Here is a 24,734-nt window from a genome sequence, read left to right as displayed (position 1 = left end):
TTTCCGTTGGGGGACAGGGTCCGGGGCTGGCCCGCAGCCGGGACCGGCCGGTCGGGCTCTCGCGAGGCGGCGTCGGTCAGGGCGTGACGGACACGGTGAGCCGGGAGCCGTGCAGGGCGTCCGGGCCGGCCGACAGGACGATCTCGCCGGGGTCGACACGCAGGACGTTGTCCCGCCCGTGGTAGGCGAGCTGGTCGGCGCGCACCGTGAACGTGGCCGTGCCCTTCTCACCGGGCGCGAGGTCGAGCACGGACCAGTCGAGGAGCTCGGTCAACGGGCGCGTCACCTGCGCGACGGGGTCGCGGAAGGACAGCTGCACCACCTCACGCCCGCTTCGCTCACCCGTGTTGACGACGTCGACCTCGACCTCGACCGAGCCGTCGAGCGGGAGCTCCGCGGAGCCGGTCGCACGCAGGTCTCCGTACTCGAACGTCGTGTAGCCCAGGCCGTGGCCGAAGGGCAGGCGCGGGAACACGAGGTCGTCGAGGTAGCGGCCGAGGCGGCCGTCCTCGTCCAGCTCGATGACTCGCCCTGTGGGCCGCTGGTGCGTGCTCGTCGGGATGTGGCCGGTCGTGCGCGGGAAGGTCATGGGGAGTCGGCCGTGCGGGCTGACGTCCCCGAACACCACGTCGGCCAGGGCTGTGCCCGCCTCGATGCCGGGGTGCCACACGACGAGGACGGCGTCCGCCAGCTCCATGATCTCGCCGAGCTCGAGCGGGCGCCCGGTGTAGGCGACCACGACCAACGGCTTGCCGATCCGGGAGAAGCTGCCGGACGAAGTCGAGCTGACCGGCCGGGAGCCCGATGTCGGTCACCGAGTTGGCTTCTCCCGATCGCCAGGGATGCTCACCCACCACCGCGACGGTGACGTCGGCGTTGCGGACCTGTTGCACCGCGCGGTCGCTGAACCGGCCGTCGGTGACCATGAGCCGTTTCTCGCCGAGTCGGTCACGGAAGGCCGTTGCCGGTGCCACGACGTCCTCGCCTCGGCCATCGAGGGTCCAGGTGCCGAGCAGCTCCTCGCCGGCCTCGGCGAAGGGGCCGCTCAGGTGCACCGTGCCGACGTCGGGCGACAGCGGGAGCACGCCGTTGTTGGAGACGAGCACGTGAGCCGCGCGCGCGGCACGCAGAGCCACCGCCCTGGACTGAGCGGTGGGCGCGTTGCTCCGTCCGGGGTCGCCGACGAAGGGCTTCTCGAACAGCCCCAGCCGGAACTTCAGGGTGAGCAGCCGTCGCACCGCGTCGTCGACGAGGGCCACGTCCACCTCACCCGACTCGACGAGGTCGGCGAGGTGCGCGGCATACCCGCCGGAGCACATGTCGAGGTCGACGCCGGCCGCGATGGCCTGGCGCGCGGCGTCGCGCAGGTCGCCCGCGACGCCCTGGAAGACGAGCTGTCCGATGCCGTTCCAGTCGGCGACGACCACACCCTCGAAGCCCCACTCACCCTTGAGGACGTCGCGCAGGAGGTGGCGGTGGGCGTGCATCGGGATGCCGTCGACGTCGTTGAAGGCGGCCATGACGGTGCAGACCCCGGCGTCCACGGCGGCACGGAACGGCCGCAGGTGCAGGTTGCGCAGGGTGTTCTCACCCACCGACACCGTGTCGTAGTCGCGACCGCCTGCTGACAGACCGTAGCCCGCGAAGTGCTTGGCGCAGGCCGCGATCCGCGACTCGTCCGCGACTCCGGCAGCGCCACCGCCCTGGAAGCCCCGCACCATCGCCGCGGCCATCCGTCCGCTCAGCACCGGCGTCTCGCCGAGGGACTCCGCGACGCGCCCCCAGCGGGGCTCCTCGGACAGGTCGACCATCGGCGCGAAGGTCCACGCGACGCCGTCGACGACCGCCTCGGCAGCGGCCAGCGCGGCGACCTCCTCCACGAGGTCCTCGTCGAAGGAGGCAGCCAGGCCCAGGGGGATCGGGCACACGGTGCGGTGCCCGTGGATGACGTCCCGACCGAAGAGGACGGGTATGCCGAGCCGGCTCTCGTCGGTGGCGTGGCGCTGGGCCGCGTCGATGTTGCCGGCGAGCACCCCCTCGTCGCGCTCGTTGCCTCCTGTCGCGCCGCTCGCGAAGAGGCTGGACCCGATGCGGCCCTCCCGCAGCAGGTCGGCGTCGTCATCCGGGTGGATGTTGGCGACCTGGTGCATCTGGCCCACCTTGTCGTGCAGGGTCATCCGCCCGAGCAGCGACTCCACCCGCTCGGGCACGGACAGGGCCGGGTGCAGCCAGGGTCGGTCGTCGTGGCCAGCAGGCATCTCAGAAGGTCTCCACGATCAGCTCGATGTCGCCGCCGGCAACCGGCACCAGGTCCGCGAGGGCGATGCTGACGCCCGGCGTGCGATAGGGGTTGGTGAGTGGCGACGTCGTGACGGCAGCACCGGAGACGGTCACACGGCATACGCCAGCCCCTGTGCCTCCCACGCGGTAGGTGACACGGATTCTCCTGTGCCCCAGCGGCATACGCACGACCAAGCCATCAAGTCCTGGGTCGAGCACGGGATCGATCTCGACCCGGTCCGCGCGGGCACGTATTCCGAGGAACGTCTCGGTGAGCAACCTCAGGAACAGTCCCGGCCCGGAGGAGTAGACACGCCAGCCGCCCTCGAGGTCGACGTCACCGGCCATCAGTGCGTCGTAGCGCTCACTCGCGTCGAGGCGGTCGTCGAAGACGCCGTCCGAGGACGAGTAGTAGGTGGTGCTCTGCCGCGGCCGGGCACGAGCAACACGTTCGGTCACCCCGACCGGGTTGGCCTGGCACAGCGCGGCGAAGAGGCGCCTGCCCTCACCGAACCGGGCGAGGGCCTCGGCGTAGCGCAGGTGCGCATGCATGTACATGAGCCCGATCTCGCGACCCCAGAAGGTGCTCGCCTCGGCCCGCTGGAAGACGCTCATCGGGCCACCGCGGTAGGCCACCGGGCGGTCGAACAGTCGGGCGCCGTCGGGTCCGAGCAGGTGCTCGTCGATGAGGTCGAGGTGGTGCCGGGCCTGCTCCGGAGTCAGGAGGTCGGCCGAGATCGCGTGGATCCAGGGCAGCACCCCGTACGTCAGTCCGGTCCGGGTGTCCCGTGGGTGCACGAGAGGCTCGGCCGTGCCGTCGTCGTGCATCAGGACGTAGCCCGGGAGCACCCCGTCGACGAGGAGGTCGTCCTGGATCGAGGTGTGCGCGGCGTCGGCTGCCCCGCGGGCCCGGGCGACGAGGTCGTCACCGACCCCGCACGCCTCGAGGCCGTCCGCGAGCGACCGCAGCGCGGTGACGAGCAGCACCGTCGTCCAGGTCGAGACGAGATGTGCCGCGAGGTGGCGGTCCGCCGGCTGCAACGAGTCGTTCCAGTCTCCGTGACCGTATGCCGGCAGGGCAGTTCCCGGGACCCGCACCTCGGCGATCCGGTCGAGTGCGCGGCGCAGGTGCTCCTCGACCGAGGCCGGCGGCGTGAGGCCCTCGTCGCCGACGAAGGGCACGCCCTCGCCGAGGAGCGAGCCGTCACCGGTGGCGCGCAGGTAGTCGCCGATCGCGAGGACGGGCCAGTAGAGGACGTCGCCGTGGGCGTCCTGCTGACCGCTCTGCGCGAGTGGGGGGAGGAAGTCGAACGCCTGTGGCCAGTCGCCGCGCGCGTTCTGGTTGCGCAGGACGGACAGGAGCACCTCGCGCTGCTCCTCGTCGCGCCCGAGCGCCGTCAGCAGCCCGACCGGACCCTGGCACACGTCGCGAGTGCCCCAGGCGCCACCGGAGAACTGCTCGAGGCCACGGGGGGAGACGTAGTGGACGAGGGCGTTCTGGGTGAACCAGGGCAGCACCGTGTCGATCCGCGCGACCTCTGCCGCCAGTGTGGGGTCCGCTGCTCCTGTGCCAAGGTGCAGCGCCTCCGGCACCGTCGCCGACCAGCTCTCGCCGAGCTGCCGGCCGGGAGCCGGGTGGACCTCGAGGTCGTGGTCCGTGGAGGTCACGCCGAGGCTGAGGGCGAAGAGGCTGCGTGGTGCGACGTCGAGCACCACCCAGGGGGTGCCGCGGTCCGCGCCGTCGGCGAAGAGCGGGCCGTCGGCGGACACGGTGACCCCGCCGGCCGGCCAGCCGAGGAGGAGGCCGGCGTCGGGCGTCCTGATGTCGACGCCGTCGTCACGCTCGGTCACGTCGTAGGCCGCGGCACCCAGCCCGTCGTCACCGGACAGGGCGACGTTGAGGGCGATGAGCAGCCGCCGGGGTCCGCCGGACAGCCAGCGGACGGTGAGCCCGAGCGCGTGCGCAGACGCCGGGGCGGAGGACTGGACCTCGAGGGCCAGGTCGTCGTTGGCGTACCACCAGGTCGCGCCGTCGGTCCGCAGGGCCCAGGCGCTCGGAGTCTCCAGCAGGGCCCAGCCCGTGGCCGTGGCCGGTTCCTCGACGAAGATCCGCATCCCGTGGGCGCGCTGCACGCCGAGGTAGCCGCGACGGGTCGACAGCAGCGGGTCCCGGCCGACGTGCCCCCGGGTCAGCTGCGAGTGGAACGTGCCGGTCATCCAGATGGTCGACGTCAGCGTCCGGGTGTCGGGCACGAGGGCATCGCCCGTGCGCAGCACGTGGCCGTGTGGCCGGAGGACGGCTCGCTCCTTGGCAGCCGTGACGACGTGGGAGCCGTCGGTGCCGAACCATGACAGCAGCTCGCCGTCCGGACCGGTCTCGGCATGGGTCGGCTCCGAGTGGCCGGTGAGCTCCGCCAGCGTGTCGGGGTCCAGGTCGTCGGCGACGAAGGGGGGTGCGGTGCCGAAGAGCGAGCCCGAGGCTGCCCCACCGATCACGTGCAGCGTGGCTCCAGCTGCAGCCGCAGCTCCCGCTTCACCTCCCGCCGAGGTGGCGGCCCCGGCCTCCGGCTGGGCGAGGACCGCAGTGGCCCACGCGGCATCCGCATCGCTGGTCGCGTCGGGATGGTCCGGGCTGAAGACGCCGTAGAAGCCGGTGCGGTGCCGTCCGCCCGCGGGAAGGGTCACGGGCTCGTCCTGCACGACCACGAGGGCGTGCTCGTGCTGGAGCCGTTCGTTCGGCAGCTCGGCGAGGTCCAAGGAGGCCGCCACACCGGGACGCCGGGCGCCCCGGACAAGCTGGAGGGTGTCGGTCGCCCAGCCGTGTCCCCGCGTCAGGGACCCCACGAGCAGCCAGGGAGCCTTCGGGCCGGGCATGTTCTGCCGGACCGCGATGGCGGTGCCGTGCGCGGTCGCCACGGGAGTGAGGTCGAGGTACTGGCTGACATAGAACTCGTTGGTGCGGACCGCGCCGAACGCGGCGAGGCCGGGGTCGTGCGTGAGCACGACGTCGATGACGGCGTCGTTCGAGCCCGTGTTCTCCACCGACACGTGCCAGAACCAGGCCGGCAGCCCTTCGGCGAGGGAGAAGGACACGGAGTAGTGCAGGTCCGCCCACCTCCCCGTCACCACGGGCCCCCGGTCGGACCAGGACACGGCACTGGCACTGCCCGGGCCGAGGAGCGGCACCGAGGTCGCGCGACTGCCGTCGATCCGGCGCAGGTGGAGGTTGGCCGGACCGGCCTCGTGGGTGCTCGCGGGATACATCAACAACGACGTCTCGCCCGCGTCGAGGCGGGCCAGACAGGCCTCTTCGGTGAACACCGCCCGCAGGCCGGCATCACTCGTGAGCTCGTGGTGAGCGCGCGTCATCGCGTTCGTCCTGAAGGGCACCCCTGTTGTATAGCAGCGCCACGAGCGTCGGGGGCAAGGCGAAAACCCTTGTAAATAAATGAAACTCACTCGGTGAGCACGAAGGGTCGCCATGAAAGTACTTTCATGGCGAGAACCGTTGACACGTGACGGCTGGCCAACTCAGGGTGAAAAGACATTCACCACGGAGGTCAGTCAATGGCGACGAAATCCACACCCCTTGTGGCTCTTGCACTGTGCGGAGCGCTCGGCCTGTCCGCATGCGCCGGAGCCGGCCAGTCCGGAGGGGGTGGAGCCGCTGCCGAAGGCATGATCGCGCAGCTGACCTTCCCGTCCGACGCGCCCGCCGCCATGGGTGGCCTGGTGGACTACAACCCCTATGCGGTCAACGCCCTGACGAAGACGTGGCTCTACGAGCCGCTCATGGTGCGCAACGGCATCAGCTGCGAGGTCACACCGTGGCTCGCCACCGACTTCACCTGGGGTGGCCAGGCCAGCACCCTCGACTTCACGATCCGCGACGGGGTCAAGTGGAGCGACGGCAAGCCCCTCACGGCCAAGGACGTCGCCTTCACGCTCAACCTCGCCAAGCAGTACCCCGCGATCGACCGGGCCGGCATCTGGAAGCCGGTGTTCGGCGCCCCGGCCAAGACCATCACGGCCGAGGGCACCAAGGTGAAGATCGTCTTCGAGGGCAACGCCGCTCCCAAGTTCGACGAGCTGATCAAGCTCCAGATCCTCCCGGAGCACGTCTACGGCAAGGTCGGCGACGTCACGAAGTACATCGACAAGGCCCCCGTCGGGTCCGGGCCGTTCAAGGTCGACAAGTACAACGGCCGCCGCCTCGAGCTGGTCCGGCGCGCCGACTACTGGCAGGCCGACAAGATCAAGGTGCAGAAGCTCGTCCTCGAGGGCAACTACGAAGCCTCCCAAGCCGCCCTCAAGCTGCAGTCGGGCCAGCTCGACGCCTACTGGGGTGAGATCCCGAACCCCAAGCGGGCCTTCGTGGACTCCGACCCGAAGAAGAACCATCTCTACTACCCGCCCAACGGGATGACCGTCCTCTCGCCCAACGTGCAGAAGGCGCCGTTCAACGACGCGAAGTTCCGCGAGGCGATCGCCCCGGCACTCAACCGGGAGGAGATCTCCGAGAAGGCGACCTACGGGATCATGAAGCCCGCGAGCCAGACCGGTTTGAAGCTGCCGGCGGCCGTCAAGCTGCTCCCCGAGAAGTATGCCGCCAACGGCGGTGCCGACACCGTGATCCCGTTCGACGCCGGGAAGGCCAACCAGCTGCTCGACGCTGCGGGCTACACCAAGGGAGGCGACGGCAAGCGCCAGTCGCCCGACGGCCAGCCGATCGACCTGACCTTCAGCGTCCAGGCGGGCTTCATCGACTACCAGTCCATGGCCGAGGTCATCACCCGCAACCTCAACTCGGTCGGTGTGACCACCAAGATCACCGCCACCGCACCGGAGTCGGTCGACGCCCAGAAGAAGTCCGGCGACTTCGGCCTCGTCCTCGAGTACCTCCACGGCGGCTGCGAGAACGCCAAGAACATCGGCGGCAAGCTCGCGTCCGACCAGATCCCGACCAAGACCGAGATCCTGCCCAACGTCGAGCGCTGGAGCGACCCGGCGACCGACGCGACGGTCAAGGAGCTCAGCAGCACCGTCGATGAGGCCAAGCAGAAGGAGCTCGTCGGAACCCTCGTGGAGACGATGATGACGGAGTATCCCGTCATCCCTCTCATCTACGCCCCTGCGCGCATCCTCTACCGCACCGACAAGGCCGTCGGCTGGCCGAGCGAAGAGGACCCCTACGCCCAGCCCCAGGACGACCGACTCCTCATCCTCACCCGGCTGCGACCGGCGAAGTGATGTCGACGGTGGCCACCGTCACGGGTGCGCCGGGTGACGGTGGCCCGCCGTGAGGTACTTCGTCCGCAAGATCGCGTTCTTCCTCGCCACCCTCTGGGCAGCGATCACGCTGAACTTCATCATTCCCCGCCTCCAGCCCGGTGACCCGGCCGAGGTGATGGTGCAGAAGCTCGCCGGCAAGGACGCGCAGCTCAACCCGGCCGCGGTGCAGGCCATGCGCACCATGCTCGGCACGCCCGACGGCAGCCTCTTCGAGCAGTACGTCGCCTACCTCCGAGCGCTCGTGCAGGGCGACTTCGGCATCTCCTACACGTACTACCCCTACCCGGTCACCGAGGTCATCGGGAACGCCCTGCCGTGGACCCTGGTCCTCGTGGGCGTCACCCAGGTCCTCGCGTTCGTCATCGGGATCACCCTGGGGGCGTATGCCGCGTGGCGGCGCAACAGCCGCTTCGACAGCATCGTCACGCTCGGCTCGACCTTCCTCGGCACCCTGCCCTCCTTCTGGATCGCGTTGTTGCTGCTGTTCGTCTTCGGCTACACCGTCGGCTGGTTCCCGACGGGCGGCGGCTACTCGGTGACCACGCCAGGCCTGAACGGAGCGTTCCTGGCCGACGCGGCATACCACTCGTTGCTCCCGGCGCTCTCGCTGCTCATCACCGCCCCGGTCGGGTGGATCCTCGGCATGCGCAACACGATGGTGATGAACCTCGGAGAGGACTACATCCGGCTCGCCAAGGCCAAGGGTCTCCCCGACCGCGTCGTCGCCCTCCGGTATGCCGCCCGCAACGCGTTGCTCCCCAGCGTCACCGGCTTCGCGATCGCCCTGGGAAGCGTCCTCGGCGGGTCGATCCTCGTCGAGAAGATCTTCGACTACCCCGGCATGGGCCGCCTCATGGACGAGGCGATCGGCAACCGCGACTTCCCGCTGCTGCAGACCCTGCTGCTCTTCATCATCGTCGCCGTGCTGGTCGCGAACCTCATCGCGGACCTGCTTTACGGCGTCCTCGACCCCCGGGCCAGGAGGTCTGAGTCATGAGCGCAGGAATCGTCCAGACCGGCACCGACGACCTTCCGGGCGACGGCACCGCGGAGCGCAGCGAGACCGACGCCGGCTACCGGCAGATGCGGTGGTGGCAGCTGATCTGGAGCAGCTACAAGGCTCGCGTCGGCCTCATCCTGCTGCTGGTCTTCGTCCTCGTCGCAGTGTTCGCCCCGCTCATCGCTCCCTATGAGGGCACCCGCTCCGACTTCGAGGCCCTGCTGCCCCGCAGCGGTGACCACCTCCTCGGAACCACCAGCCAGGGCGGCGACATCTTCTCGCAGCTCGTCCACGGCACCCGGGTCTCGCTGCTGGTGGGGCTCTTCGGCGGTCTGGTGTCGACGGTCATCGCCCTCGTCATCGGCATGTGGTCGGGCTACAAGGAGGGGACGGTGATCGACGACCTCCTCTCCTTCATCACCAACGTCGCGATCGTCGTGCCGGTGCTGCCGCTCATGATCGTGCTCATCGCCTACAGCGAGGTGCGCGGCATCCCGCTCATCGTCTTCGTCATCGGCATCACCTCGTGGGCCGGGCACGCCCGGGCCAAGCGAGCGCAGATCATCACCCTGCGCAACCGCGACTTCGTCACGGCGGCCAAGTTCGCCGGGGAGGGCTCGGGGCGCATCATCTTCCGCGAGATCATGCCGAGCATGACGTCCTTGGTCGCGGCCGGCTTCGTCGGTGCCTCCACCGGGGCGATCGGGGCGGAGGCGGGCCTGTCCTTCCTCGGTCTGGGCGACCCGAACACCGTCTCCTGGGGCACCATGCTCTTCCAGGCCGACGCCCAGGGCGCCGTCGGACAGGGGCTCTGGGGCTGGGTGCTCGCTCCGGGTCTCGTCCTCGCCCTGCTCATCACCTCCCTCACGTTCATCAACTTCGGGGTCGACCTGCTGTCGAACCCCCACCTCAGGGAGGACTGACCGTGACGACCGCCGTTCCCACCTCGCCCGGCTCGCCCGCCTCATCTCCGTCCCCCACGGCGACGGGCGCCCCGCTGCTCCGGGTCCGCGACCTGAGCGTGCGGTTCGAGCCCAAGATGTCTCCCGCCCTCACCGCCGTCGACACCGTGAGCTTCGACCTCCACGAGGGCGAGTTCGTCGGGCTCATCGGTGAGTCGGGCAGCGGCAAGTCCACGCTGGCGATGGCGCTGCTGGCGTTGCTGGCCAAGCCCGGTCGCGTCAGCGGGGGCACCATCGAGATCGACGGGGTCGACCTCGCGACCATGTCCGACGAGGACCTGCGCGCCCGCCGCTGGCGCGACATCGCCACCGTCTTCCAGAGCAGCATGAACTCGCTCAACCCGGTCATGCGGGTCGAGGCCCAGTTCCGGGACGTGATCGAGGAGCACAGCGACCTGCGTGGGAACGCCGTCACCGAGCGGGTGCGCGAGCTGTTCGACATGGTGATGATCGAGCCCCAGTTCATGAGCGCGTTCCCGCACGAGCTCTCCGGCGGCATGAAGCAGCGGGTCAACCTCGCCCTGGCGCTCGCGAACCGCCCGAGGTTCGTCCTGCTCGACGAGCCGACCACGGGCCTGGACGTCGTCGTGCAGCGCTCGATCCTCGACGCCGTCCGCCGCCTCCAGAAGGAACAGGGCTTCGCGGTGCTCTTCATCAGCCATGACATCGGGACCGTCATGGAGCTCTCTGACCGCATCCTCGTCATGTATGCCGGTGAGATCGTCGAGCAGCAGCCCGCGTCAGCCCTCGTCGCGAACCCGTTGCATCCCTACTCCAAGGGGCTGCTCGGCTCCTACAGCGATCCGCGGGCCGACACCGTCCGGGTGACCTACATCCCCGGGCGCCCGCCGGACCTCACCCGGACCCTCACGGGATGCCGCTTCACGGACCGGTGTCCGGAGGCCATCGAACGGTGCGCGACGCAGGACCCGGAGCTGCTGCCGCTGGCCGGCGGACAGGTGGCATGCCACGTCGCCCACCTCCAGCTCGGTGCCGCCGAGGACCGGCCCGCGGACCTGCCCGAGCACACCCGCGTCTTCGCCGGCCCCACGTTCGTCAAGACGGCCGAGGACAGCGAGCGCGCCCTGCGCGGCGAGGTCTTCCTCGAGGTCGAGGGCGTGAGCAAGGTCTTCGAACGTCGCCGCGGGTTCCGCAAGGAGAGCACCCAGGCGGTCGACGACGTGTCCTTCCAGCTCCGCAAGGGTGAGGTCACGGCGCTCGTCGGACAGAGCGGCAGCGGCAAGACCACACTGGCCCGGATGATCACCGGTGTCGACCGTCCGACGTCGGGGCAGATCCGCTTCACCGGCTCCGACGGCGTCGTCAGGGTGGAGACCCTGCGCACCCGCGACCTCCGTCAGTACCGCAAGCACGTGCAGATGGTCTTCCAGGACCCCTACAGCTCGCTCAACCCGGCGCTCACGCTCCGCTACACCCTCAGTCGTCCGCTGCGGAACCACCGTGGCCTGGGCGCGAAGGAAGCCGACACGGTCGCCGGTGAGCTGCTCGAGACGGTGGCGCTCACGCCGAGCAACAGGTTCCTGGACCGATACCCGCACGAGCTCTCCGGTGGCCAGCGACAGCGCGTGGTGATCGCCCGGGCCCTGGCCGCCAACCCCGAGCTCATCGTGGCCGACGAGCCGATCTCCAGCCTCGACGTGTCGATCCGGGCCGAGATCCTCGAGCTCCTCCAGGAGCTGGTCACCAGCCACGACCTCGGCGTCCTCTACATCACCCACGACCTGCTCAGCGCACGGCTCCTCGCCGACGAGATCCTCGTGCTGTCCGAGGGGAGGGTGGTCGAGCGGGGCCGGGCGCTCGAGGTCATCCGCAACCCGACAGACGCCTACACACGCACCCTTCTCGACGCCATCCCCAACCCGTTCGGGAAGGAGACGGCTCCCGCCTGAGGCGGGCGGACGGCATACCGGACAGGGCTCTGGACCACGGCGGCGCCGGACGCGTCGTCGGCCCACGCTTGTCTGTCGCCACGGCGGCGGCAAGGATGCACGTCATGGACGAGGCGCCGCGGTGAGCTCGAGCGACGGCGACCGCCCCGTCACGATCTACACCGTCGCGGAGCGGGCGGGCGTCAGCATCGCCACCGTCTCGCGCGTGCTGCAAGGGTCGGCGCGGTCCTCGCCCGTCACCCGGCAGAAGGTCCTGCGCGCCGTGGAGGAGCTCGACTACGTGCCGCTGCGGGCGGCCCGCACCCTCGACGTGAGCCGCCACGAGGCCCATGGCCTGGTCCTGCCCGGGCTCACCGGGCAGTACTTCGCCGAGCTGCTCGCGGGATACGAGTCGACCGCGTCGCAGTACGGCCAGTCGGTCGTGGTCGTGCTCACCGCGGACCTGCTCGACCTCAACTCCACGCTGCGGACGCTGCTGGCCAGGGTGGACGGGCTGGCCCTCACGCACGGCACCGCCGCTGACGGTCTGACCCGCACGCTGGCGCGCTCCATCCCCACCGTGGTCCTCGCACACTCACCGATCGAGGGCTGCGACACCGTCGTCGTCGAGAACCGCGAGAGCGCGGCCACCCTCACGACCCACCTCCTCGAGCACGGTCGCCGCCGGCTCGTCTTCGTCGGCGACCCGGAGACCTCCCACGACATCCGGGAGCGGTATGCCGGGTTCGCGGGTGCCCTCGAGACGGCCGGGTTGCGTGAGGCGCGGCCGCCGATGAGCGTGTGGTTCCAGGAGTCCTCGGCGCCGGAGATCGTCGACGAGCTCATGGCCGCCCCCGGCCAGGTCGACGCTCTCGTGTGCGCGAACGACGAGCTCGCGCTCGCCACGATGACCCTCCTGGCCAGGCGCGGGGTCACCGTCCCGGACGACCTCGCCATCGTCGGCTTCGACGACATCATGACCTCGCGCTACGTCAGCCCCGGCCTGACCACCGTCCGGCAGCCGACCCACGAGCTGGGCCGGTGGGCCGCGATCCGCCTGCACGAGCGCATCCAGGGCCGCACCCGCCAGGTCGAGCCGCAGATCCTCCCGACCCGGGTCGTCTTCCGCGGATCCTGCGGTTGCCCCTGGGAAGGGCCGGAGATCGTCCGGGCCCGTCCCGCCCTGATCGCCCAGCCCTGAGGTCCTTGGCCAAAAGGCGTTGCGCGAGGAGAACCTTCCGACTTAGCGTGGAGGTACACGGAAGGGAGGTGGTTCAAGAAGTGATTTCTCATTGGACGCGTGAGGTGACTGCGCGCTAGCGCACCTCGACTGCTCGAGGAGCGCCGCCCGGCGCAATCCCCAGCAGTTCACCGCAGCCCGTGGGTCGTGCAGGTCGTCCCCTGCACACGTCGCGCCGACCTCGAGTCGGACGGCAGGCCCACGGGCTGTTCCATGCCCGGACCCACCCCGGCCGGCCGGGCCGGCCTTGCTGTCCGGGCACTGCGCGCGGCAAAGAGCCCTCAGGGCCGACCAGTCGAGCGTGGCGAGTGAGGGCAGAGCAGCGTTTGTCGCGCACCGTGCTCGTGAACCCACGCCCGGGCAAGGGAAAAGCCCCGAGCTGGCTCGGGGCTTTTCGTCTGGCGGTGGCGGTGGGATTTGAACCCACGGTGGGCTTGCACCCACACACGCTTTCGAGGCGTGCTCCTTAGGCCGCTCGGACACACCACCGCGGAGCACAATACGCAACGTCCCCGTCGGAGCGAAATCGAGGGCTCGGCGGAGCGAGGGTCCATGCACGAACCTCTCACTTCGCTTGACCGCCGCCGTCAAGCGAGGTGAGAGCAACCCACTTCCGGCGGGAAAGGGGTCAGGGCTTGGCGTCGAGCATCTGCTGCATCGTCGTGATCTCGGACGTCTGCGCCAGCTTCATCGAGCGGGCGAGCGTCACGACCTCCGGCCGATCCGACCTCGCGAGAACAGCATCGGCCATCTCGACCCCGCCGCGGTGGTGCTCGATCATCAGCGACAGGAAGATGCGGTCGGCATCGACACCTCGGGCAGCGGTGAGGTTCGCGATGTCCTCCGCCGTCGCCATGCCCGGCATGGCCACAGCGTCACCCGAGGCGGAGGTCGCCCCGTGGTGGTCGCCCTCCATCCACGCCATCGGCGGCTGGGACCCGGTGGGGGAGAGGCCCCACAGCTGCAGCCAGGCAAACATCTGCCCCGACTGGTTCTGCTGGCTGGTGGCGATGTCCTTGGCCATGATCCGAACGGTCGGATCCTGCGTCCGCTCCATGACGAGCAGTGACATCTCCACGGCCTGACCGTGGTGGGTCTGCATGTCGCGCGCGAACCCCGCCTCGGCCGAGCCGTCCAGCGGGAACCCGTCCCGACCGAACAGCGCCCACCCCAGCACCAGCCCGGCGAGCAGTGACCCGACGACGGCCAGCACCGAGAGACCGACGACCTCACCCCGCGAGCGGGGAGAGGTCGTCGGGTCCTCGTGTGGGACGTCGGTCACGATGCCGACGGCGAGGGGGTCGCGGACGGCGAGGCCGGGGTGGACGGGGAGGGTGAGGTCGACGGAGTGGGCGTCGCGCCGGCGGGAGCCTGCGGGGTCGCGTTCTCGTCGGTCCCGTCGGTGCCGCCGGTGCACAGGGCGCCTTGCTCCGGCGTCTGCGGACCCTGGCGGTACTCCTTGATGAAGGCCTCGAGGCGGTTGTCGTCGGCGCCGGTGAGGGCGAGCTGCTTGCCCCAGGCCGAGATGACGACCGGTGAGGTCAGGCCCTCGTAGGGCGACAGGACGGCATACGTGTCCGGCGTGATGTCCTTGAGCTTGTCGACGTCGGCCGCAGGCAGGTCGGGCTGGTAGGTGATCCACACCGCGCCGTGCTCCATCGAGTGGACCGCGTTCTCCTTGGGCACCGGCGAGTCGTAGACGCCACAGTTGAGCCACACGGGGTTGTGCTCGCCGCCGACCGGCGGGGACTCCTTGTAGGCCACCGGCTCCTGCGTGTGCGCACCCGCGTCGTAGTCGAACGACTTCACGGCCGCCAGGTCCGGCTTGTTGGCGTTGCCCTGGATGATCGCGAACGTCACCGCTCCGATGATGATCGCGACGGTCACTCCCGCAGCCCCCCAGATCGCGAGGAGCCGACGACGGTCCTTCTTCTGCTGCTCCTTGCGCATCTGCGAAACACGGTCGGAGGCGTTGCGCTGGCTCGCGCGCGCCTTCTTGCTGCCACTGCCGGACGGGGCCACGACACACTCCTGAAGATCGATCGATGTCGACAGATTGTGACTCATGCACCTGTATGCCTGTGCCTTGCCTCCGTCTCAGGCCACCCAGTGTCGGGTCGCGGCTGCCCACGTGGCACCCACGAGCAGGAGGGCCGACAGTCCCAGCCCCACGGCATACGTGCGCCGGTATGCCGTCGTGTCACGCATCGTGACGAGGGCCAGGTAGGCGGGGAACCAGGTGAGTGCGTAGCGGGGCGTGGACACCCACAGGGTCGAGCACAGGACGACGCCGACGGTGAGGGCGAGGTAGGTGAGCTCGGGCCAGCGGCGCTGTCCCGCCAGGAGAACGCACAGCGCCACGCCGAGGAGGACCGCCCCGATGTCGGCGGCCCGGCTGGCGGCGAGCCACGCGTCGGGGCTGTCGAGCAGTGACTGCCACGCCGTCGCCAGCCCCTCCCACGGCCAGGCGGTGGACCGGTCCCAGCCACGCTGCTCGGCCGCGCGCCAGGCATCCCAGGAGCCGGTGCGCGAGTGGAGGTGAGCCATGTAGGCCCCGACGCTCACGGCCGGCAGCCCGAGCGCTAGCACGTCCCAGCGGGGGCGCGGCCGTCCGTCGTGGTGCCACTGCACGGCATAGAGGACGGCGAGAGCCGCCGCGAGGAAGAGGCCGTTGACCCGGACCCCGGAGGCGAGGGCGGCGAGCAGCCCGGCCAGCCACCACTGCCGTCGGGTGGCGAGCAGCCAGGCGCCGAGGGCGAGGGCGAGGAAGAGGGCCTCGGTGTAGACGGCGACGAAGAAGAAGCCGGTCGGCGCGAGCGCGAGGAGCGTGACGGCGCGACGGGCGGCGAGCGGGCCGCCGCGCGGGTCCTCGGCCACGAGCAGCCAGAGGAGGCCGGCCGCGACGGCACCCCCGACGAGGCTGACGAGCAGGCCGGCGCCGGTGACGCTGCCTCCGGTGAGCGGGGCGAGGCCGGCCATGAGCAGGGGGTAGCCGGGGAAGTAGGCCTGGTCGCAGCAGTCGAGCCCGGGCGGCAGGTAGCCCAGCGTCGCGATCCGCACGAAGTGGTAGCTGTCCCACGCAGAGAAGCGGTCGAGCCACCACGTTCCTGTGGCCCACTCGTGGTCGACGCCACCCTGGGCGGTGGTCGCCGCGATGAGCAGGACGAGCAGGCCCAGGAGGACCCGGGTGGCGAGGAAGGCAGCAGCAGCGCGAACCGGCCCGGTGGGTGAAGCCAACCTCATCGTGGCGGCGCGGACCAGAACGGACCGCGGGACACGATCTCGGCGTGCGAGGCGATGGCCCGTTCGAGCAAGGGTGTGGTGTCGACGTCCGGCACGGTCGCGCCCACGGACTCGAGGAGGTGGCGCGTCGTCTGGATGTCGCGCAGCTTCCCCGAGCGAGTCCTGCAGGGTGGCGACGGAGCGGGTGAAGTCCACCACCGCCGAGGTGGCCGCGGCGTCGGGACCGGAGGGCACGGCATACAGGCCGGCGAAGAACTGGGACCCGTAGCGGAGCTTCTTGGCGTCGATGCGCACGCGGTGCCGCTCCGCCGGTTTCGAGCGCCCGAGGTGGGCGCCGCGCTCGGTGACGCGCCGGAAGCGGCGGTCGAGGGCCTCGTTGGCGGCCACCGTCACGGGTGGGTCGACCGGGACCTCGTCGTGGAGGCGCGTGAGGAAGCGGTCCATGTGGGTGCTGAGGTCGCGCCACCGGTCCGAGCCGACGACGTCGACGACCTGGTCATAGGCGTCCTCGCGCAGGGCGAGGAGCTTGCGGTGCGGGCTGCCCGTGAGTCGCTCGAGGTGGTCGCGCACGGCCACGTCGAGGTCGCGTGCCCGACCGAGTGGCGCGGCGAGGTCGCGGGTCTCGGTGCTCACCCAGGCGAGCTTCTCGCCGTCGCCGAGGGGTCGGCGCAGCAGCGAGAACGCGGCGCGCAGCCGACGGAGGGCGACGCGCATCTCGTGCAGGGAGCGCGCGTCGCGGGTGGTGAGCACCGGGTCGACCCGGTCGAGGACCTGTTGCCCGCAGGCCCGCACGATGACGGCGAGTGCCTGCGTCGTCGACAGGTCGGGGGTCAGCCCGATCAGCGGCGGGGTCGGCACGCTCAGCCCGCCGACGCGGTGGCCGAGGGGGAGGTGCTGGGGGAGGGACACATCGGCTTGCCCGTGGGCTTGGGTGTGGCGGCGAGTGCGGTGAACTTGGCGCCGAGGACGAGATCGACGGTGGCGTCCTTGCGGGTGTCGGCGAGCTGCGTCGTGCCCTTGCCGCCGAGCGGGACCACGAGGGCGGAGCGGGGCTTGCCCGCTGGACCGAAGCGGATCTCGGCCGGTGCGGCGACCTTGCGTCCCAAGGGGTCGTTGGCCACCTTGCCGACGGTGAAGCCCCGTCGCCTGAGGTCGGCTGCCGTCCGGGCCGCGAGGCCGGCCCTCGTCGTGGCGTTGTAGACGTTGACCGTCGTGTTGGCCGGGGTCGCGACCTTGGGGTCGAAGGGCCGGCAGGTCTGCGCGCTGGGGGTCGGGGCGGCGGCGCCGGTGGAGTCGCGGTAGTAGGAGTAGGCGTACCAGAAGGCGAAGAACAGCATGAGGATGACGACCAGGATGGTCGTCGTGGCACGGCGGTGCTGCTGCCGGTGGCGCAGCTCTGCGGGGAGTTCGCGGTCGGGCATCGCGTGCTACTCGATGACGAGGACGCGCGCGTGCAGCGTCGGTCGCTGGTGCAGTGCGGCGCGCAGCGCCCGGTGGAGCCCGTCCTCGAGGTAGAGCGTCCCCTCGAACTCGACGACGTGCGCGAAGAGGTCGCCATAGAAGGTCGAGTCCTCGGAGAGGAGCATGCCGAGGTCGAGGGTCCGTTTGGTCGTGACGAGGTCGTCGAGGCGGACGAGTCGGGGGGCACGTTCGACCACTGCCGCGTGCTGTACCCGTGCTCGGGGTACGGACGCGTGTCGCCGACGGCCTTGAAGATCACGCCCGCCACTGTATGGGGCGACGCACGCCAAAGCGCGTCGCCTCTCGCGTCGTGAGCGCACTGTGACCTGTCGACGAGGAGCCGGTATGCCGTCCGCCCACCTGCGTGGGTGACGTGGCCCGGGCGCCACCTGTCGGATGCGCACGACGTCGCGGTCGGCGGCTCTGGCAGGGTTTCGGTGTGTTGGTCCGTGTCGGCGGTCGCCGTCACGTCTGCCATCGACGAGGAGACCTCATGACACTCGAACACCCTCCCGCCGCACGGCTCCCTGGCGCCCTCATGGCCGCGGAGATCGCCGAGCAGCCGGCGGTCTTCGGCCGCATCGTGGCCCAGGGCCTCGGTGACGTCGAGGCTGTCGCTGGTCGCATCCGCGAGGCCCGCCCGCGCTTCGTCATGGTCGCTGCGCGGGGGACGAGCGACCACGCCGCGCTCTACTTCAAGTACCTCGTCGAGATCGTCCTCGGCCTTCCGTGCGGCCTGGCCTCGCCATCGACGACCACGGCCTACGGCGCCGAGCCCGACCTGCGGGACGTGCTGTGGGTCGCGGTGAGCCAGTCCGGCGGTTCGCCCGACCTGCTCGAGTCCACCCGCGCGGCAGGCCGTGCCGGGGCGCTCACCCTCGCCGTGACCAACAACGCCGAGTCCCCGCTCGCTGCTGCCGCCGAGCTCCACCTCGACGTGCGTGCCGGTGTCGAGCGTGCGGTGGCGGCTACGAAGACCTACACCGCCACCCTGCTCACGCTGTGGCTCCTCGTCGACGAGTGGAGTGGTCGACGCCGGCTCGACCTCGACGCCCTGGTCGCTGCCGCCGAGGAGGCGGTGCACGTGTCCGGTGTCGAGGAGGTCGCGGGCCACTACCGGTTCGTCGACAAGCTCGTCCTCACCGGCCGCGGCTATGCCTACCCGACGGCCCGAGAGGCCGCGCTCAAGCTCATGGAGACGTCCTACCTCGCGGCGCACGCCTTCTCCGGGGCGGACCTCCTCCACGGACCCCTGGCCATGGTCGACACCGACCGTCCGGTCCTGGCCCTGGTCCCGCACGGCACGGCTGGTCGGGCCCTGGGCCCGGTGCTCGAGCGGCTGCGCGACCGCGGCGCGGACCTCACCGTGGTCGGCGACGCCGAGTCGGCCGGTCAGCGGCCGGCGATCGCGCTGCCGCGGGTCGCCGAGGAGCTGAGTCCACTCGTCGAGATCATCCCCATGCAGCGACTCGCCCACGCCATGGCGCTCGCCCGCCACGAGGACCCGGACGCCCCCCGCGGCCTGTCCAAGGTGACTCGCACGACCTGAACCCTGCTTGTGACCCTGCCTCGACCGTCGGGTTCGCGGGCGGTGGGACGGCCCTGCATGGGGAGAGCCGGCACGAGTCGCGTCGCCGGTTCAGTCGTGAGCGCTTTTGTCAACACCCGAAACGGCCATCGCCGGACGCGGCCGCCGTGGACTAGCGTGCGACCCACCATGCGGGCCCCAACGTCGAGACCCGTCGTAACCAGGAGGAACCCACCCATGCGAACTCCCCGTCGCACTGCCATCGCCGGACTGGCGCTGGCCGGGCTCGCGCTGACCACCCTCAGCGTCGCCCCCGCCCAAGCGGGCAACCCCAACAACTCGGCCAAGCTGCGCAAGGCCGTCACCGTCGACGGCGTCATGCGCCACCTCGAGGCGTTCCAGGCCATCGCCGACGCCAATGACGGCAACCGCGCCGCCGGGACCTCCGGCTACGAGGCCTCCGGCGCCTACGTCGAGGGTGTCCTCGAGGGCGCCGGCTACGACGTCACCCGGCAGAACTTCACCATCAACTACCAGGAGCCCGGTGTCGTCGAGCAGATCTCGCCGACCCCGACCGACTACGTGTCCAACACGGCGACCGGCTCCGGCGAGGGCGACGTCACCGCACAGGTGACCGCCGTCGACATCGCGCTCGGGCTCGGCAACGCCAGCACCTCCGGCTGCCAGGCGACCGACTTCGCCGGCTTCCCGGCCGGCAACATCGCGCTGGTCCAGCGCGGCGCCTGCGACTTCGGCCTCAAGGCCGACAACGCCGAGGCTGCGGGCGCCAGCGCAGTCATCATCTTCAACCAGGGCAACACCACCGCCGAGGACCGCAACGGTCCGGTCAACCCCACGTTGGGCACCTTTGACGTCAACATCCCGGTCGCCGGTGTCAGCTACCTCGATGGGGTGGACCTCTCCGACCCCAGCACCACCGTGGCCCGGGTCTTCGCCTCCGACATCGAGCAGCGCCAGACCTTCAACCTCATCGCCCAGACCGACACCGGACGCACCGACAACGTCGTCATGCTCGGTGCGCACCTCGATGGCGTGATGGAGGGCGCGGGCATCAACGACAACGGCAGTGGCTCGGCGGCCATCCTCGAGACGGCCGTCCAGCTCGCCGACGTCAACAAGCTCAACAACGCGGTCCGGTTCGCCTGGTGGGGTGCCGAGGAGATCGGCCTCGTCGGGTCGACGTACTACGTCAACGACCTCAAGGCCAACAACCCGACCGAGCTCGACCGGATCGCGACCTACCTCAACTTCGACATGGTCGGCTCGCCCAACTACAAGATCGGGGTCTACGACGCCGACCAGTCGACCTACCCGGCACCCGCCGGGGTGCCGATCCCCGGTGGCTCCATCGAGACCGAGGACGTCCTCACCGACTACTTCGACTCGGTCGGCCAGCCGTGGGTCGATACGGAGTTCTCTGGACGCTCGGACTACCAGGCGTTCATCCTCAACGGCGTCCCGTCCTCGGGCCTGTTCACCGGTGCGGAGCAGCCCAAGACCGCTGCCGAGCAGGCGCTCTTCGGTGGTCAGACCGGCGTTGCCTACGACGTGAACTACCACGCCGTCGGCGACGACATCGACAACGTCAATGCCGAGGCGCTCGACATCAACAGTGACGCCATCGCCCATGCCACGATCACGTTGGCGCAGAGCACCCAGGCGATCAACGGCAAGCGCAGCGCCGGCAAGTCCGGCAACATCCACCCGCACCACGAGCACGACGAGGAGGTCGCGGCCTGATCGCTGCGGTCGCCCTCTGAGGCACGAGACCAGACGCGTATGCCGTCCGCTCACCCCGTGAGGTGAGCGGACGGCATACGCATGTCAGGAGGCGAGGGTGGCGAGGTGTCGCTCGACCTCGTCGGCGGACAGCACGTGCTGGATGACCATCGTCGCTGCACCGATGACACCCGCGTGGTCGCCGGTGCGGGCGGTCACGATCTGCAGCTCGCCGGTGGCCAGAGGGAGTGAGCGTCCGTAGACGACCTCACGGATCCCGGCGAGCAGTCCGTCGTTGGACTGGGCGAGGAGGCCGCCGATGGCGATGACCGACGGGTTGAGCAGGCTGACGATCGAGGCCAGGACCGCACCGATCTCGCGGCCCGCCTGGCGCAGCTCCGCGATGGCCTCGGGGCTGCCGGAACGTGCGAGGTCGAGCAGCTGACGACTGTCCCGGACCTGCACCCCGCGCTCCGCGAGGCGGGCGACGATGGCCGGCCCGCTGGCCACGGCCTCGAGGCAGCCCTCGTTGCCGCAGCGGCAGATGATGCCCTCGCCGTGGGGAGCCGCCACGTGGCCGAGGTCCCCGGCCGAGCCCTGGGCCCCCCGATGGAGCAGGCCCCCGCTGATGATGCCGGCGCCGATGCCCGTGGCCACCTTGATGAAGACGAGGTGCTCGACGCCGGGATAGATCGTGGCGTGCTCGCCCAGAGCCATGATGTTGACGTCGTTGTCGACGAGGACCGGTCCGCCGAGCTTCGCTGACACGTGCGCCGGCACGTCGTAGCCGTCCCAGCCCGGCATGATCGGCGGCGACGCGGGACGACCGGTGGAGTGCGCCACCGGGCCCGGCAGGCCCAGCCCGACGCCCACGAGCTGGCGCTTGCTGTGCCCCGAGGAGCGCAGCAGCCTCCTGCCGATCTCGATGACGGCATCGAGGACGACCTCTGGCCCCTGACGGATGTCGAGTGCCTCGGAGGTCTCCGCGACCACCCGGCCACCGAGGTCGGTGAGCGCGACGGTCACGTGGGTGGCGCCCAGGTCGGCGCCGAGGACGAAGCCAGCCTCCGGGTTGAAGGCCAGCCGAGTCGGTGGACGTCCGCCGGTCGAGCGCGACTCGCCTGCTGACGTGAGCAGCCCTGCGGCGAGCAGGGATTCGACTCGTGCGCCCACGGTCGAGCGGGCAAGTCCGGTCATCTCGATGAGCTCCGCGCGGGTGCGCGGCTGGCCATCGCGCATGAGCTGGAGGAGGGCGCCCGCGCCGGGTGCTCCGACCGCAGGCGCCGTGGACGCCCCGTTGACGCCGGAGGTCGGGAGGCTGACGGGTCCACTCACGCTCCGTAGTGAAGCACAGCCCGGCACTTCCGGACCACGGGAGGACGGAAGCAGATCACGGCATACCAACTTTTGCTTGACGCGCAGACAAAAGAGCCATAGCGTCCACGGCATGACCGGAGGCAATGGCGCCTCACCTCTTCTGGTGATGGCCGGAATCGTCAAGCGATTCCCAGGTGTGACCGCGCTCGGCGGTGTCGATCTCGACGTGCTCCCCGGGGAGGTGCACTGCCTCCTGGGCCAGAACGGCGCAGGCAAGTCCACGCTCATCAAGGTGCTCGCCGGCGTCCACCAGCCCGACGAGGGCACGATCACGTGGAACGGCGAGGAGGTCGCGCTGGCCCACCCGCAGGCCGCGATGGACCGCGGCATCGCGACGATCTACCAGGAGCTCGACCTCGTCGAGGGGCTCACGGTCTCCGAGAACATCTTCCTGGGCCAGGAGCGGTCCCGCTTCGGCTTCTCCCAGCGGTCGGCGGCGCGCGCCGAGACGGCAGCGCTGCTCGAGCGGCTCGGCCACCCCGAGATCTCACCCTCCACCGAGGTGGGCCAGCTCTCCGCAGCCGGTCAGCAGATCGTGAGCATGGCTCGCGCGCTCTCCCGCGACGCCCGGCTCATCGTCATGGACGAACCGTCGGCGGTCCTCGACGGCGGCGAGGTGGAGCGCCTCTTCGGAGTCATCCGCGACCTCACCGCCCAGGGCGTGGCAGTCGTCTACATCTCGCACCGGCTCGAGGAGATCCGGGTCATCGGCGACCGGGTCACGGTCCTCAAGGACGGTCGGACCGTCGCCACCGGCCTGTCGGCCAAGGAGACCGCGACGTCGGAGGTCATCCGGCTCATGACGGGTCGCTCGATCGAGTACGTCTTCCCGACCCGAGGCGTCGTGCCGGACGGCGAGCCGCTCCTCGAGGTCACCGGTCTGACCCGTCGCGGCGAGTTCGCTGACGTGAGCTTCACCGTCCGCCCGGGTGAGGTCCTCGGTCTCGCGGGTCTGGTCGGTGCCGGGCGCTCCGAGATCGTCGAGACCGTCTTCGGTGCGCGCAAGGCCGACGCGGGCACGGTCGCCGTGGGTGGTCGGGCGCTGCGTCCCGGGTCGGTCGGCGCGGCCGTGTCCGCCGGCATCGGCCTGGCCCCCGAGGAGCGCAAGAGCCAGGCACTCGTGCTGGGTGACAGCGTCGCCTCCAACATCAGCATGGCGACGCTCACCCGCTTCGCCAAGGCAGGCTGGCTCGACCACACGGCAGAGCACCGGGCCGCCCAGGAGCTGGCGACCAGCCTCGAGCTGCGACCGGCCGGCATCGCCCGTGAGGTGCGCACGCTGTCCGGTGGCAACCAGCAGAAGGTCGTGCTCGCCCGCTGGCTCCTTCGCGGGTGCCGCGTCCTGCTGCTCGACGAGCCCACCCGAGGCGTCGACATCGGCGCCCGGTCCGAGATCTATGCCCTGGTCCGTCGGCTCGCGGACGACGGCGTCGCCGTCGTCGTGGTCTCGAGCGAGATCGAGGAGGTGCTCGGTCTCGCCGACCGGGTCCTCGTCATCGGTGACGGACAGGTGCTGCACGAGGCTGCGTCCGCGGACCTCGACGAACACCGCGTGCTGGACATCATTCTGAAAGGAGACGCCGCATGAGCGTCGACAGCCCATCCACGACCCCAGGTCAGCGGTCCGAGGCGGAGGGCACCCAGGAGATGGGCAGCCCCGCGGCACAGGGCTCTTCAGCCAGTGCGCTGTCGCGCCTCTACGCCAGCCCGGCCACCCGCAGCCTCGGCCTGGTCATCGCCCTCGTGGTGCTCTTCGTCGTCGGGGTGGCGACCGGAGGCGAGAGGTTCGGCAGCTTCGACAACATCCTCACCATCCTGCGATACGCCTCGATCATCGGCGTCGTGAGCGTGGGGATGACGTTCGTCATCGCGAGCGGAGGGATCGACCTGTCGGTCGGAGCCATCGTCGCCCTCTCGTCCGTCTGGGCCACGACCCTGGCCACCCAGACCATGGCCGAGAACAGCCACTGGATCCTCATGGTCGGCACGGCTCTCCTCGTCGGGTCGGCGTGCGGCCTCGTCAACGGTCTGCTCATCGCCTACGGCAGGCTGGCACCCTTCATCGCGACCCTGGCGATGCTGGCCGCTGCGCGAGGGCTCGCCGAGATCATCGCCCAGCGCCGGACCCAGATCGTGCGCGACCGTGGCTTCATCGACTTCTTCGGTGGCAGCGTGCTCGGGATCCCGGTGCTCGTCATCATCTTCGCGCTCGTCGCCGTCCTAGGCTGGGTCCTGCTCAACCGCACCACCTTCGGGCGGCGCACCCTGGCCATCGGAGGCAACCCGGAGGCGGCGCGACTGGCCGGGATCGACGTCCGGCGCCAGACGGCATACCTGTATGTGCTGCTCGGTCTCGCGTGCGGACTGGCGGCGGTCATGTACATGGCTCGCACCACGACCGGCACCTCGACGCACGGTCAGCTGCTCGAGCTCGACGCGATCGCCGCCGTCGTCATCGGCGGCACGCTCCTCAGCGGAGGGCGCGGGACGATCGTCGGCACGGTCCTCGGGGTCCTCATCTTCGCGACGCTCACCAACGTCTTCACGCTCAACAACCTCGACACCTCGACGCAGGCCGTGGCCAAGGGCGTGATCATCGTCGCTGCCGTGCTGCTGCAGCAGCGAGTGGCCTCTCGTCGGGCCAGTCCCTAGCCGTCGCAGCCGCCCTCGACCGCGTCCTTCGGCGGCGCGCCTCGACGGCATCCCACGTCCCCCGTCCCTC

General features: G+C 70.4%; 17 protein-coding genes, 1 tRNA gene and 2 pseudogenes. 9 read left to right on the top strand and 11 right to left on the bottom strand.

The window, feature by feature from the left end; all coding sequences use genetic code 11:
* Positions 1-76: 76 nt before the first annotated feature.
* The 4 genes and pseudogenes from ACZZ98_RS06225 to ACZZ98_RS06210 all read right to left on the bottom strand — a co-directional run bounded on the left by ACZZ98_RS06225 (position 77) and on the right by ACZZ98_RS06210 (position 5,649).
* The gene (locus tag ACZZ98_RS06225; RefSeq protein ID WP_463517732.1) at positions 77-322 is read right to left on the bottom strand and encodes a fibronectin type III-like domain-contianing protein; all 246 of its coding nucleotides are present in this window, start codon (positions 320-322) and stop codon (positions 77-79) included.
* A gap of 174 nt (positions 323-496) precedes the next feature.
* Positions 497-739 (bottom strand): annotated as a pseudogene (locus ACZZ98_RS06220) (glycoside hydrolase family 3 C-terminal domain-containing protein); the annotation flags it as partial.
* Positions 740-773: 34 nt separating this feature from the next.
* A pseudogene (locus ACZZ98_RS06215) lies at positions 774-2,177 on the bottom strand (glycoside hydrolase family 3 N-terminal domain-containing protein); the annotation flags it as partial.
* 82 nt (positions 2,178-2,259) lie between these two features.
* Entirely contained in the window at positions 2,260-5,649 is a 3,390-nt protein-coding gene (locus tag ACZZ98_RS06210; protein ID WP_463515427.1) for a GH36-type glycosyl hydrolase domain-containing protein, read from the bottom strand.
* A gap of 309 nt (positions 5,650-5,958) precedes the next feature.
* Between ACZZ98_RS06210 and ACZZ98_RS06205 the strand changes: the two genes are divergently transcribed.
* From ACZZ98_RS06205 to ACZZ98_RS06185, 5 genes are all read left to right on the top strand, one after another.
* Positions 5,959-7,530 (top strand): ABC transporter substrate-binding protein, encoded by a 1,572-nt coding sequence (locus tag ACZZ98_RS06205; RefSeq protein WP_463515426.1) that lies wholly within the window; start codon positions 5,959-5,961, stop codon positions 7,528-7,530.
* Positions 7,531-7,579: 49 nt separating this feature from the next.
* Positions 7,580-8,569, top strand: coding sequence for an ABC transporter permease (locus tag ACZZ98_RS06200; protein ID WP_463515425.1), 990 nt, complete (start codon positions 7,580-7,582; stop codon positions 8,567-8,569).
* Positions 8,566-9,495, top strand: a complete 930-nt coding sequence (locus tag ACZZ98_RS06195; protein ID WP_463515424.1) for an ABC transporter permease — start codon at positions 8,566-8,568, stop codon at positions 9,493-9,495. Before ACZZ98_RS06200 ends, ACZZ98_RS06195 begins: the two co-directional genes overlap by 4 nt.
* A gap of 2 nt (positions 9,496-9,497) precedes the next feature.
* Entirely contained in the window at positions 9,498-11,444 is a 1,947-nt protein-coding gene (locus ACZZ98_RS06190) for an ABC transporter ATP-binding protein (RefSeq protein ID WP_463515423.1), read from the top strand.
* 121 nt (positions 11,445-11,565) lie between these two features.
* Positions 11,566-12,624, top strand: a complete 1,059-nt coding sequence (locus tag ACZZ98_RS06185; RefSeq protein ID WP_463515422.1) for a LacI family DNA-binding transcriptional regulator — start codon at positions 11,566-11,568, stop codon at positions 12,622-12,624.
* Between the two features lie 438 nt (positions 12,625-13,062).
* Here the strand turns inward: ACZZ98_RS06185 and ACZZ98_RS06180 are convergent.
* The 6 genes from ACZZ98_RS06180 to ACZZ98_RS06155 all read right to left on the bottom strand — a co-directional run bounded on the left by ACZZ98_RS06180 (position 13,063) and on the right by ACZZ98_RS06155 (position 17,687).
* Positions 13,063-13,152 (bottom strand) — tRNA-Ser (locus ACZZ98_RS06180).
* Between the two features lie 139 nt (positions 13,153-13,291).
* Positions 13,292-13,945 carry a DUF305 domain-containing protein gene (locus ACZZ98_RS06175; protein WP_463515421.1) on the bottom strand — a complete coding sequence of 218 codons (654 nt, stop codon included), beginning with the start codon at positions 13,943-13,945 and terminating at the stop codon, positions 13,292-13,294.
* The gene (locus ACZZ98_RS06170; RefSeq protein WP_463515420.1) at positions 13,942-14,685 is read right to left on the bottom strand and encodes a DUF3105 domain-containing protein; all 744 of its coding nucleotides are present in this window, start codon (positions 14,683-14,685) and stop codon (positions 13,942-13,944) included. Before ACZZ98_RS06170 ends, ACZZ98_RS06175 begins: the two co-directional genes overlap by 4 nt.
* 75 nt (positions 14,686-14,760) lie before the next feature.
* Positions 14,761-16,815: a CHAD domain-containing protein gene (locus ACZZ98_RS06165; RefSeq protein WP_463515419.1), complete on the bottom strand. Its 2,055-nt coding sequence runs from the start codon at positions 16,813-16,815 to the stop codon at positions 14,761-14,763.
* On the bottom strand, positions 16,767-17,327 hold the full coding sequence (locus ACZZ98_RS06160; RefSeq protein WP_463515418.1) for a LytR C-terminal domain-containing protein: 561 nt from the start codon (positions 17,325-17,327) through the stop codon (positions 16,767-16,769). Before ACZZ98_RS06160 ends, ACZZ98_RS06165 begins: the two co-directional genes overlap by 49 nt.
* A 6-nt stretch (positions 17,328-17,333) precedes the next feature.
* Positions 17,334-17,687 carry a hypothetical protein gene (locus ACZZ98_RS06155; protein ID WP_463517731.1) on the bottom strand — a complete coding sequence of 118 codons (354 nt, stop codon included), beginning with the start codon at positions 17,685-17,687 and terminating at the stop codon, positions 17,334-17,336.
* Between the two features lie 173 nt (positions 17,688-17,860).
* Here ACZZ98_RS06155 and ACZZ98_RS06150 point away from each other — a divergent pair, with 173 nt between their 5' ends.
* Together ACZZ98_RS06150 and ACZZ98_RS06145 are read left to right on the top strand one after the other, a co-directional pair.
* Positions 17,861-18,916 carry an SIS domain-containing protein gene (locus ACZZ98_RS06150; protein ID WP_463515417.1) on the top strand — a complete coding sequence of 352 codons (1,056 nt, stop codon included), beginning with the start codon at positions 17,861-17,863 and terminating at the stop codon, positions 18,914-18,916.
* 216 nt (positions 18,917-19,132) lie between these two features.
* Positions 19,133-20,656 carry a M20/M25/M40 family metallo-hydrolase gene (locus tag ACZZ98_RS06145; protein ID WP_463515416.1) on the top strand — a complete coding sequence of 508 codons (1,524 nt, stop codon included), beginning with the start codon at positions 19,133-19,135 and terminating at the stop codon, positions 20,654-20,656.
* An 84-nt stretch (positions 20,657-20,740) separates the two neighbouring features.
* Here ACZZ98_RS06145 and ACZZ98_RS06140 read toward each other — a convergent pair whose 3' ends face one another.
* Positions 20,741-21,970 (bottom strand): ROK family transcriptional regulator, encoded by a 1,230-nt coding sequence (locus ACZZ98_RS06140; protein ID WP_463515415.1) that lies wholly within the window; start codon positions 21,968-21,970, stop codon positions 20,741-20,743.
* Positions 21,971-22,082: 112 nt separating this feature from the next.
* Between ACZZ98_RS06140 and ACZZ98_RS06135 the strand changes: the two genes are divergently transcribed.
* A complete protein-coding gene (locus ACZZ98_RS06135) occupies positions 22,083-23,600 on the top strand; it encodes a sugar ABC transporter ATP-binding protein (protein WP_463515414.1) in 1,518 nt (505 codons plus the stop codon).
* Entirely contained in the window at positions 23,597-24,664 is a 1,068-nt protein-coding gene (locus tag ACZZ98_RS06130) for an ABC transporter permease (protein WP_463515413.1), read from the top strand. The genes ACZZ98_RS06135 and ACZZ98_RS06130 overlap by 4 nt, the downstream gene beginning before the upstream one ends.
* The last annotated feature ends 70 nt before the right edge of the window (positions 24,665-24,734 follow it).

The sequence above is a fragment of the Knoellia sp. AC549 genome, assembly GCF_979258975.1.
The sequence above is the reverse complement of the archived record's forward strand: the minus strand, read 5'-3'. Positions and strand labels throughout refer to the sequence as shown.

What these genes read in the sequence shown, in the direction of transcription:
- ACZZ98_RS06210 (WP_463515427.1), bottom strand. Translation starts at nt 5,649, where the DNA reads ATGACGCGCGCTCACCACGAGCTCACGAGTGATGCCGGCCTGCGGGCG.
- ACZZ98_RS06205 (WP_463515426.1), top strand. Translation starts at nt 5,959, where the DNA reads ATGATCGCGCAGCTGACCTTCCCGTCCGACGCGCCCGCCGCCATGGGT.
- ACZZ98_RS06195 (WP_463515424.1), top strand. Translation starts at nt 8,566, where the DNA reads ATGAGCGCAGGAATCGTCCAGACCGGCACCGACGACCTTCCGGGCGAC.
- ACZZ98_RS06160 (WP_463515418.1), bottom strand. Translation starts at nt 17,327, where the DNA reads ATGCCCGACCGCGAACTCCCCGCAGAGCTGCGCCACCGGCAGCAGCAC.
- ACZZ98_RS06150 (WP_463515417.1), top strand. Translation starts at nt 17,861, where the DNA reads ATGACACTCGAACACCCTCCCGCCGCACGGCTCCCTGGCGCCCTCATG.
- ACZZ98_RS06145 (WP_463515416.1), top strand. Translation starts at nt 19,133, where the DNA reads ATGCGAACTCCCCGTCGCACTGCCATCGCCGGACTGGCGCTGGCCGGG.
- ACZZ98_RS06135 (WP_463515414.1), top strand. Translation starts at nt 22,083, where the DNA reads ATGACCGGAGGCAATGGCGCCTCACCTCTTCTGGTGATGGCCGGAATC.
- ACZZ98_RS06130 (WP_463515413.1), top strand. Translation starts at nt 23,597, where the DNA reads ATGAGCGTCGACAGCCCATCCACGACCCCAGGTCAGCGGTCCGAGGCG.